This is a genomic window from Flavobacterium adiutor, from assembly GCF_048282555.1.
GTDB lineage: Bacteria > Bacteroidota > Bacteroidia > Flavobacteriales > Flavobacteriaceae > Flavobacterium.
The window spans coordinates 1,941,352-1,953,153 of sequence record NZ_CP182487.1 but is presented as its reverse complement, the minus strand read 5'-3'; the positions used below and the strand labels follow the sequence as shown (position 1 = coordinate 1,953,153).

The window sequence follows — 11,802 nt, the reverse complement described above, 5'->3', positions numbered from 1 at the left end:
TGATTGTCAATCCTAATGCATATTAGCTGTATTAACAATGTGCCATTTATGTGATGATTTAGCTGTAAATCAAAAGTCAATATTATGGCATTAAAATGATCAAACCATGAAAAAAACACCATCATCATATTCTGCATTTGTTTTTATAACATTTGTTTTAATCGCTTTTAGTCTGCAAAAAATCACTGCTCAGGGATGCGTAGCTGTTCGTCAAATGGGCGGCCTTTACATGAATTCTGCAAGTTCATATAATTTAAATAAGGGGGAATTTCAGGTAGGGACAAATTACCGTTATTTTCATTCCTGGAGGCATTTTGTTGGAAAAGAAGAACAATTAGAGCGTCAGACTTCGGGCGGTGGTCATGACGAGAACGGTGTAGAGAGAGGAAATGCCGTAAACATTTATTCACATGCGGTAGATTTCAATTTTTCATACGGAATAACCAGCAGAGTCCAGATAAATGCTACTTTGCCTTATGTCCATAATGAGCGTTCTCAGGTTCTAAGGCAAACATCCCCTGTAAAAGATAAGCTTAGATACAGCGTCTATGCGCAAGGCATTGCAGATGCAAGACTTAGTGTAAGTTACTGGTTTTTTGACCCAAAAACAGCTCATAAAGGGAATTTAATGCTTGGTCTCGGATTAAAATTAAATACAGGAAGCCATGATAAGATGGATGATGCACCTCAAGCAGACGGGACAACAAAAAGTGTGGTAATGGACCAGGCGATCCAGCCCGGTGACGGTGGAGTTGGAATTTCTGTAGAAGCACAAGTATTCAGACAATTAACAGGTCGCTTGTATGGATTTGCCAACGGTTATTATTTATTTAATCCAAAAGAATCAAACGGCACATTCAAATCGGCTCCTAAGCCAGGTCTGGAAGGATATGAAATTTATGCCAGTCCGGATCAATATTTTGCAAGAGCTGGTGTATCTGCAGGAATAGACAAAAAAGAAAATTTTAATGTCTCTCTCGCCGGAAGAATTGAAGGCATTCCCGCCTATGATGCTTTTGGAGGACAGATAGCCTATCGTCGTCCAGGATATGTAATCGCAATAGAATATGGTTTTTCTTATCATGTTGGAAAACATAATTTCAGCTTATTTATTCCTTACAATATCGTAAAAAACCGTATTCAGAGTGCTGCTGATATTGCCAGCCAAAATCTTCAAAATTCGGTTATTACTGATCCCTCTAAATATGTTCATGTACAAGGTGATGCAGCATTTGCAGATTATTCTCTGAATATAGGATATTCTTATCGCTTTAGGTTAGGAAAAAAAATGAAAGTAACGATGCTTAATTAATGTATTATTATGAAAACTACCTTTAACTTTTTCTATTTCTTATTAAGTGATAAAATAGGAAAGCATAGTATCAATCTGATGCGCATCGCGCTGGCTACAATTTACATTTGGTTTGGTGTTTTAAAAATCTTCGGAGTAAGTCCGGCGGGTGATTTAGTAGAGCAAACCGTTTTTTGGTTTAAACCTGAATTTTTCGTTCCAATACTTGGAGTTTGTGAAGTCTTTATTGGATTAGGGCTACTTATCAGAAAATGGATTCCGGAAACTATCCTCTTACTTTTACTTCACATGATGGCCACCCTCACTCCTATTTTTATCCTGCAGTCGAGCTGTTTTGAGATTTTCCCTTTCGAGCCAACGCTGACAGGTCAGTATATTATTAAAAATCTTGTTCTGGTTGCTGGGGCGCTTGTCATTTCCGGAAAATACAATGAGGAATATTATGCTGCAATCAAATTGAAAAAAGAACAGGACAAATTTGTGGCCACAACTCAAACAGGCAATCATCAAATTTTAAACGAATAATATGATGTTCTGCAAAATGTAGAGCATAGGACAGCTATAGACTATCTTCTGCATAATGTAAATTTAAAAATGAAATTAATATTTAATAATATGTTATTAGAAAAACATTTAAAATTAATGATCCTATTTTTCTTTTTTCTTACTGTACAGCTTTTTGCCCAGCAGCAAAATCTGAAAGGAAAAGTGATAGACGGGAAAGACAATATACCTTTAACTGGTGTAACGATTCAGTCAGAAACTGATGAAGTTAGTACCAATGAAGATGGCGAATTTATTATCGAAAATAAAAAATTACCATTAAGGTTAAAACTGAGTTATATAGGATATGCGACACAGGAAATTGTCGTAAACTCTTCTGATTTTTTGATAATCAAACTCAATAAGGACACAAATCAGTTAGACGAAGTCCTGATTTCGAGTGGCTATTTGTCGCAAAAAAAATCTGAGTTTTCAGGTTCAGTTTCCACAATTTCAGCAAAGCAGTTACAGAACCGGCCTACAACCAGCTTCGATCAGTTATTAGGCGGCCAGGCAACCGGAATCGATGTAATTCAGTCTACAGGCGTATTGAATAACACGCCTGTTATTCGGGTTCGCGGCTTAAACACCATTACATCAGGGCTTTTTCCTTTAATTGTGGTCGATGGGGTTGCGGTTTTTACGGGATCATTAGGTGGATTTATTGGCAACAATCCGCTATCAGGAATCAATCCCAATGATATTGCCTCTGTCGATGTACTGAAAGATGCTTCCGCTTCTGCGATATACGGATCCAGAGCAGCAAACGGCGTTATGGTTATTACCACCAAAAGAGGAAAAAACGGAAAAACCAGATTCAATTACAACAGTTGGTTCAGTCGAAGCACTCCTTACAATCTGCCTAAATTATTAAATGCAGAAGATTACACCATAATAAAAAATGAAGCTTTGGTTAATGCAGGCAAAGCACCCGGTTTTTTTCTTTCTCAAAATGCAGACGGAAGTACCGTAAATACAAATTGGTATGACGTCGCTTACGAACCCGGCTATTCAAGCAATCACAACATTAATGTTTCGGGTGGCAACGAAACCACTCAATATTATTTTTCATTAGACTATGCCAATCAAAATAGTTTTATAAAAAACAATACGTTTCAAAATTACATAACACGATTAAACATCAGTCATAAATTGAATAAGTTTATCAGGTCGGGTGTGAATCTTTCTTACAGCAACGCAAAAAATGTAGGCCCTAACACGGGTGCTGTTGCCGGAAACACTTTGTCTTCATCAACTTATAACACAGAGTATATTACCAATGAACCTTTAGGAAGAATGACCTATGTCTTGCCTCCCAATGTTCCAGTTTATAATCCGGATGGATCTTACAGCATTCAGAATGGGATAAGTGTAGGCTATGGAGCTAATATCCCGTCTATTATTGGTACAATCAATGCCTATAACTTAGCAATGGTTCAGGAACTTGACCTGACTACTTCAATTAGTAAATCAGTTTTAGGAAATGTCTATGGAGAGTTTGATATCACAAAAAAACTCATTTTCAGAACGAGTTTTGGTTTGAATACTATCGGGGTTGAAAACAAGTTGTTTTTAAATCCAATTCACGGAGGAGGTGCCGCTTACAATGGTGTGGCAACGAATATCAGTACTGATTTATCAAGAACCGACTGGGCAACTACCATAACCTATAAAGATTCTTTTAATGACGATCATAATTTGATGATTTTGGCTGGTTATGAAAGAATTAAAACCACTTTCGAAAGCTGGGGCGCTACGCAAAGTAATGTTACCGACACTTATTATAAAAATTATCAGGGAAGTTATGCGAATATTTCACCAATAGGCAACAACCTTTCAGAAAATGTCTTAGTCTCTTATTTTACCAACTTAAATTATAATTATAAAAACAAATACTTCCTGACCTTAAATTATAGAATTGATGGTTTATCTGCATTGTCTGAAGAAAATAAATTCGGTAACTTTTGGGGAGGCTCTGTAAGCTGGAATCTGTTGGAAGAATCCTTTTTTAATGATTCAAAACTAAAAGGATTTCTGAATAACTTAAAACTCAGGGCCAGTTACGGAATTGTAGGAAATAGCGAAATAGGAAATTATCCTTCCATCGGTACGTATAATTCATCTACTTATGGCGGTGCACCAACGTTAGGTTATTCGCAGACTGCCAATCCGAATCTAAAATGGGAAACCAGTTCTAAACTTGATTTGGGTTTGAATTTTGCGATGTTAAACAATCGTATTCAGGTTGATTTTGATTATTACAATAATAAAATCCGGGATTTGATCCTGAAAACACCTCAATCGCTTTCTGCAGGAATTCCGAATAACTATATCAACGAAAATGTGGGCGGCATGTACAATACCGGCTATGAAATCGGGATAAATGCACTTGCTGTTACTGCCAGAAACTTCAATTGGAATATTAATTTAAATGTTTCTACACTTAAAAATAAAGTGACTTCATTAGCCAGTGATGTATTTGTACCAAGTGTATTTGGCGTACAAAATATGACAAGGGTAGGTTATTCAATTGGGTCTGTTTTTGCGGTACCAAATAAAGGTGTAAATCCCGAGAATGGACAAATGATCTTCATAAACAGCGAAGGCAAAGAAGTACAGTACAATCATATTGGATCACCAAAATGGACGTATCTCGATGGGAGTGCTGCTCCGGCAATAGACAATTATAAAGATGGTGTGATACAGGGACCTTCATTGCCAAAACTATTTGGAGGATTAAACAATACTTTCAATTATAAAAAATTTGTTTTAGCTGTAAACCTGACTTTCTCACAAGGAAACAAACTGTATAACGGAACGCGTGCTACGAATTCAGATCAGCGTTATTTTAACAATGGCGAATTTATAAAAAACAGATGGACAACGCCAGGACAGATTACCGATATCCAAAAGTTGTATTATGGCGATAATGTTTCGGCAGGTTTTTCATTTTCGAGTACTTCAAAAGTAGAAGATGGTTCTTTTGTAAAACTGAAGAATGTTTCTTTAGGTTACAATGTACCACTGGAAGCTTCTTTTCTAAAAAACACATTCAGCTCAATTTATGTGTATTTACAAGGAAACAACCTGTACACGTTTACTAAATACAGAGGATCCGACCCAGAAGTTTCTATCAATGGGAACTCTATTAATTCCGGAAAGGATCAGAATGTGCCACCAAATGCTCAGGTTTATACTTTGGGATTGAATATTGGATTTTAATTAAAAGCTAAAAAAAAATGAAAAAATATATTTTAATCAGTTGGGTTGTTTTACTATTCACTTCAGCCTGCAATGACGATTTATTAGACACGAAGCCTGAAACCAGTATTCCCGAATCAATTGCATTTAGCACTCCGGCTAAAATTTTAGCTCAGACCAATAATTTATACAAACAACTGCAAAATCAAAGTTTTTACGGAGGCAGATTCATTGTTTTTAATGAACAACGTGCCGATCAGTTTGGGCAGAACGACGGAAATGCAGCAACCGGATCTGCTGTATGGAATCAAAACGTAGCATCAACAAATGATTTTGTAAACAATGTCTGGTCCGTTGGATACACTGCGATTAATGCATCGAATATTTTAATCAGTAAAATGAATGAAACTACGGTAATTTCTAAAGAGCTGGCGAAAAACTACATTGCTGAAGCCAAATTTGTCCGGGCCCTTTGCTATTTCAACTTAGTTCAGACCTATGCCAAACCTTATAATCAGGACAAAAGTTCTTTAGGTCTGCCATTGCGATTAACCCCCATAACCACATCCGGAAATAATGATTTGGCACGAAGCTCTGTAGAAATGGTGTACACCCAAATTCTAAAAGATTTAGACGAAGCCGAAACGGATTTACCTGTGAGCTACACGACTGCTTTGCTGAATACTTCCAGAGCTAAAAAATGTACGGCAATTGCATTAAAAACAAGGGTGTTATTAGTTCAGAATAATTTTGAGAAAGTAATTTCAGAATCTGAAAAAATCGTTTCTAATACCCCGCCTTTTCAATATACAGAAGGAAATTTGACTCACAAATTAGAAGCTAATTATGCGGCTATTTTTACAGGAAGTTACACCGGAACTGAAGCCATTTTTTCCATTCCATTTGCGAACTCAACAACCGAAACACCCTCTGCACAATATTCTCTGGCTTATAATTATTTAGCGCAGCCTATTATTTTTTTGGCTGCAGAAGGTATTGTGAGTGATCCGGTATTCAGCAACGCTACTGATGCGCGCTCCAGCCTTATTGGTAAAAGCACAGCGAATCAAAAAGTATTAAAAAAATTCAGTGTCACTACAGCACCTTTTAGAGACTATGTGCCTGTAATCCGCTATGCAGAAATACTACTGAATTATGCCGAAGCAGCAGCCCATATAAATGATTTAGAAACATCAAAGGCATTGCTGAAAGCGGTAAGAAACCGTGCAGATCCGGGTTATGTTTTTCCTGAAAATGAAATTGCAACCAAAGAAGCCCTGATTACGACCATACAAAAAGAAAGAGATATTGAACTTTTAGGAGAAGGTTTCCGATTGATGGATTTACAAAGGAAAGTACAAACTCTGCCTGCAAAAAAAGGGGCTATTGGTACAGCTCCATTAGTACTGCCAACCAGCAGCAATTATATCTGGCCAATACCAAGCGGTGAAATATCGACCAATCATTTGATGGAGCCTAATCCTTAAAACACCAAAAAATCATCAGATATGACGTAAAACATTTACCGCAAACAATTCCGGGGATGCATTTTTTATCCCGCTTTAAAAATTTAGCTTTTTTTCATTTAAGTCTGCTTCATTTATTATATAAAATGCTCGATTTGTATGATTCCAATATTCGTCATTCGGCTACTTTTGAAAACTTTAATCGGGTTTTATTCCGAATTTATCATTAAATCAAATTATTTAATTTAACCAAAAGGTTTTCTAAAACATATAAAATGAGATTACGATTTATGGCTATTGTTTTGTTTTCAGCATTTCAAAGTTCTTTTTCACAAACCGATAATGCTGTTGAAAAAAGAATTCAGGAGTTAATTAAGAAAATGACTTTGAAAGAAAAGGTCGGTATGCTGCATGGAAATTCAAAATTTTACACTGAACAAATAAAACATCTTGGTATTCCAGAATGGGCTTTATCTGACGGCCCACATGGAGTCAGGGCAGAAATGAATCGTCATAACTGGAAATATACAGGCCAAACCGATGATTTCTCTACCTCCTTTCCTCCAGGAACAGCAATGGCTGCAAGCTGGAATCTGAATTTGGCTAAACAGCGTGGGTTTGTTCTAGGTGAAGAAGCTCGTTTTCGTAAAAAAGATGTTTTACTTGGTCCGGGAATCAATATCATCCGTTCTCCTCTTTGTGGCCGAAACTTTGAGTATTTGAGTGAAGATCCTTTTCTTATTTCTCAACTTTCAATAAATTATATCAAGGCTTTACAAACAAAAGATGTTGCAGCCTGTGTAAAACATTTCGTAGCCAATAATCAGGAAGAAAATCGTTTTGTAGTTGATGTAACGATGAGTGAAAGGGCTTTACGCGAAATTTATTTGCCTGGTTTTAAAGCCTCAGTTGTAGATGCCGGAGCACTGGGAGTAATGGGAGCTTATAATAAATTCAGAGGAGAATATTGTACCGAAAACACTTATTTAGGACGAACAATTTTACGAAATGAATTTAATTTCAAAGGCGTTTACATGTCTGACTGGGATGCCGTGCATAGTACGGAAAAAGCAGCTTTGGCTGGTTTGGACTTAGAAATGGGAACCGAAAAAGAAAACTACAATGACTGGTACTTTGCTGATCCTTTGATTAAAGCAGTAAAGGAAGGGCGTGTAAAAGAAAGCGTGGTCAATGAAAAAGTGGCAAACATTCTGAGAGTCATGATTAAAACAAAAGTTTTAGATCCTGAAACGCGTGTAAAAGGTGCTATAAATACAAAAGAGCATCAGGAGGCCGCCTATCGTTCTGCTGTAGAAGCTATTGTTTTATTAAAAAACGAAAAAGAAATACTGCCTTTGAACATGAGTACGATTAAATCAATCGCTATTATTGGTGATAATGCGACCCGTACGCATTGCGAAGGTGGTTTTAGTTCAGAAATCAAATCTTTATATGAAATTACACCTCTGCAGGCTATGACCATGAAATATGGAAATTCAATGCAGATCAATTTTGCACAAGGTTATGAAAAACAGTCCCATGTTGTCGAAAGAAGCAGTGCCGGTCAATTGAATACCGATAAAATAGACTGGAAATTAATTGATGAAGCTGTCTCGCAGGCTAAAAAATCTGACGTAGCAATCGTTTTTGCAGGTTTAAACCATGATTTTGATTCAGAATCATTTGACAGACTGCACATGCGACTGCCATACGGACAAGAGACTTTAATTCAGGAAGTAGCTAAGGCAAATCCGAAAACGATTGTCGTAATTATTGCCGGTTCTCCTCTTGAACTGGCAGGTATTGAATCCCGAGTTCCGGCTTTAGTCTGGGGATGGTATGGCGGAATGGAAGCAGGGAATGCTATTACTGATGTATTGAGTGGCAAAGAATTTCCTTCAGGGAAACTGCCATTTACTCTTCCGGTTACTTTAAGCCAGTCTCCTGCTCATGCATTGGGAGCCTACCCGGGACACGATTTGAAAGTAAATTATGATGAAGATATTCTGGTAGGCTATCGTTGGTTTGACACTAAAGAAATTGAACCTCAACATCCTTTTGGTTATGGCCTGTCTTATACTTCCTTTGAAATTTCGAATGTTAGCGCCGATAAAAAAGTCTATGGCGTTAATGATGAAATAACAGTGAAATTCAATATTAAAAATACAGGAAAATCAAACGGTGCTGAAGTTGTTCAATTGTATGTTGGCCAAACTAATGCATCTGTTTTAAGACCTAAAAAGGAATTAAAAGCTTTCGATAAAATATTCCTTGCACCTGGAGAACCAAAAACTGTGGACTTAAAAGTAAAAGTAAAAGATCTGGCTTTCTATGATGAAAAAACTTCCGGATGGAAAATTGAACCTGGTGAATTTATACTTTATACTGCAACATCAGCCAAAAATATTGTGAGTAGTTTGTCTGTGACTGTCAAATAAACAAACAGCCTCATATTAAAAATTACCCCTGTAATAAGTAAATTATCGCAGGGGTAAAAATATTTGAGGTTCCGATTTTAAATTTACTATTACTCTAAAATCTTCATTTTTCCCAGCCAGTAATTTTATCTTTTTATAAACTTCTTCGTTATTTTAGATTGACCGTTTACTCCGTTAATAAAATAAACCCCGGCAGGCAGTGATTCTATTTTTATTTTGGTATTGCCGTTTTTCAAAGTCCCTGAGTCCACTAAACTTCCCTGAATATTGAAAATTTTATAATCAAAATCAGAAGACAGCATATCAACAAAAATTTCCTCTACTGCAGGATTTGGATATAATGTGAAATCTGTCTTACCGAATTCTTTTTGATTGGTACTTAATGTATTAAATTCAAAAGGAAGGACTGCAGCATTGTATCCGCTTTTTTCACTTAAATAGAAACGAAAAGATGAAATTAAGGGTTCACTTCCGACAGTTACAGGATAAAATGCCGTAACGTTATTTACTGTTTTCAGTGTGTAACTTCCAACAGGTGCTTTAATACCTATGTAAACCGGATTCATCTGATTAACTGTTAAAGCTTTTGGTGTTGAAACATTTCCGGTACCATTAAAAACAAATGTACCTGAACCACTTAATAAAACAGGCGTATTGGCCGGAATTACACCTTCAATTTTAGTACAGATTATTTTAGAAGGAGAAGGTTGGATTGTATAAGCTGTAACACCTTGAGGTATAGTTGCTTGAAATGGAAGAACTAAAACGTCATAATCTGCAATTGTTTTGGTAAAGGACGCTGCTGTAGCTGAAAAAGCGAAAGGAACATTAAAATCACCGCCCTGATCCGTAAGATTCAAATTACTGCACACCGCACCGGATATTACATTGGTTGAGGTAATGTTTCCATTTACATAAAATATACTGTTTTTATTGGCAGATTTGGCATGCCAGTCCTCAGATGAAGTTATACCTGTGACATTTCTAAAATCTAATGACACATATTTCGTACTTTCCAGTGCATCCATCAAAAGACTGTCATCATCTGAATATGTACCTCCAAATTCGGCTGCTTTTTCGTCAGCAATATTAAAATATACATCACCTAAATTTAAAGTAAGTACCGAACTGTAATTAGAATTTCTCAAACCAATAATTCCGGTACATCCATCTGTAAGAACTGCTTTAGAAATATCAAATGTCAAATCAAATTCAACTCCGGTAGGGAAATTGAATTTCCCATAATTTTTCGATTTTGCCTCCCCATTATCATTAATATAATATAATGTTGTGTTATCAGTATTAGACTGGTTTGCAGTAGTAAAACTTTTAACATGCATTATAAATTTATTGTAACGATGGTCTAATTTTAAATATCCATTAGAATTGGTCATATTAGTACTTATTAGCGGATTTGCATTTGCAAAAGTTACCGTTTTACCGCTAATCTGGTACGCTGTTCCAAATGCAGGATTTGTAACAGACTGGCTTTCGATCTTAGCGTAATGAACTTCTTTACTGGTCATTTGCGAAGGAACTCTTTCCTTACTCTTTTCAAAAGTTAAGGTAATAAAACTAGAAGGATCAATACTAACTACCGGACGAAATGTTTCTGAAAAATTAGCCACAGTATTCTGCAAATCAATACTCTGAGTTGTAATTGTTTTAGTCCCTTTTACAGTATAAAATGGCAAATCAACAGTCAGATTATATGTATTTTGAGAAGGATTAATTATGGTGAGAACCACTTTATCACCTGCATCATTGATGTATGAAGAGCCTTTAAGCTGTGCGGTCGCATCGCTCCATGTTGCTTCTATACGTGTTGTACCGGTAGTGAATTTTGCATATTGCGAAAGTATATGTCCTCTTTTGGTAATTTCTCCTGTAACTGTTCCGTTTGATCCATCACCCATCAGAGCATAATATCGCTTAGTGGCATAGTGAATCCAGGCATTCACATTTCCCAGCATCGCATCATTAACACTGTTAGCGAAACTAAAAGCGTCAATTCCCCAATTGAAATCACGAACGGTACTTCCTGAATTCCAGTTAATAAGATATTCTGTCATCCATATCTGCTTATTATAATTCTGAAATTGTTTGTATTTGGACTGAATACCACCATACTGATGAACGCCGTAAACTTCAAAATTTTGCATGACACTGGCATCCAGAAAAGCATTTGAATAAGAGTCTGAATAACCGACACTTTCAGGCGCAATAACTTTACAATTAATAAGATGCCCGAAATTTTTAACAAAATTAGCTATTTGTGCAGGTGTCCAAATACAGCCCTGATAAGTTGCTCTTTCGTCTGGTTCGTTCTGAATCGAAATATAATCAAGTTCTACCCCATTGTCGCGAAGATACGTTACATAACGATTAAGATACAAAGCATAATCCTCATAATGTTCTTCTTTCAGGTAGCCAATTTGCTGAACCCCGTTTTCGTCAGTATAAACGGCTACTTCGCTATTGTTGGTCTTCCATTCAGCAGGCATTGTCCAGGGACTAGCAAAAATCGTTAATCCCAGTTCATTTTTGGCTAATTTTGCAGTGGCAAGCGTTGAAGGCCAGTTACTCTCTCCCGGAATATAAAGACGCATAATAGTATAACCTGCATCACTATTTGTTCCCCACATTTTTTTGATTTCGTCAGTTGACATGTAATTATATCCAAACTGCGGACTGCATACAAAACCTCCAAAACCGGTGACTTTCTGGTAAGTTTTATTTTTATCAATTTGAACTTTTGCATTTTGCGCAAGCAAACTGGATGATAACACAAATAAAACGGCAAACACTACTAAACTTAATTGGTATAATTTTTTCATATTTT

6 protein-coding genes are annotated in these 11,802 nt (G+C 36.4%); 5 read left to right on the top strand and 1 reads right to left on the bottom strand.

The genetic code is table 11. From position 1 onward, the window contains the following. Positions 1-106 precede the first annotated feature (106 nt). From ACNC7R_RS08510 to ACNC7R_RS08490, 5 genes are all read left to right on the top strand, one after another. Entirely contained in the window at positions 107-1,312 is a 1,206-nt protein-coding gene (locus tag ACNC7R_RS08510; protein ID WP_417940507.1) for a hypothetical protein, read from the top strand. A gap of 9 nt (positions 1,313-1,321) precedes the next feature. Continuing rightward, positions 1,322-1,837 (top strand): hypothetical protein, encoded by a 516-nt coding sequence (locus ACNC7R_RS08505; protein WP_417940505.1) that lies wholly within the window; start codon positions 1,322-1,324, stop codon positions 1,835-1,837. Positions 1,838-1,906: 69 nt separating this feature from the next. Then, complete coding sequence (locus tag ACNC7R_RS08500; protein WP_417940504.1) at positions 1,907-5,077, top strand: SusC/RagA family TonB-linked outer membrane protein; 3,171 nt, start codon at positions 1,907-1,909, stop codon at positions 5,075-5,077. Between the two features lie 17 nt (positions 5,078-5,094). After that, complete coding sequence (locus ACNC7R_RS08495) at positions 5,095-6,543, top strand: RagB/SusD family nutrient uptake outer membrane protein (RefSeq protein WP_417940503.1); 1,449 nt, start codon at positions 5,095-5,097, stop codon at positions 6,541-6,543. A 254-nt stretch (positions 6,544-6,797) separates the two neighbouring features. Then, positions 6,798-8,960: a beta-glucosidase family protein gene (locus tag ACNC7R_RS08490; RefSeq protein WP_417940502.1), complete on the top strand. Its 2,163-nt coding sequence runs from the start codon at positions 6,798-6,800 to the stop codon at positions 8,958-8,960. A gap of 125 nt (positions 8,961-9,085) precedes the next feature. Here the strand turns inward: ACNC7R_RS08490 and ACNC7R_RS08485 are convergent, their stop codons facing one another. Continuing rightward, the gene (locus tag ACNC7R_RS08485) at positions 9,086-11,797 is read right to left on the bottom strand and encodes a T9SS type A sorting domain-containing protein (RefSeq protein WP_417940501.1); all 2,712 of its coding nucleotides are present in this window, start codon (positions 11,795-11,797) and stop codon (positions 9,086-9,088) included. Positions 11,798-11,802: the final 5 nt, after the last annotated feature.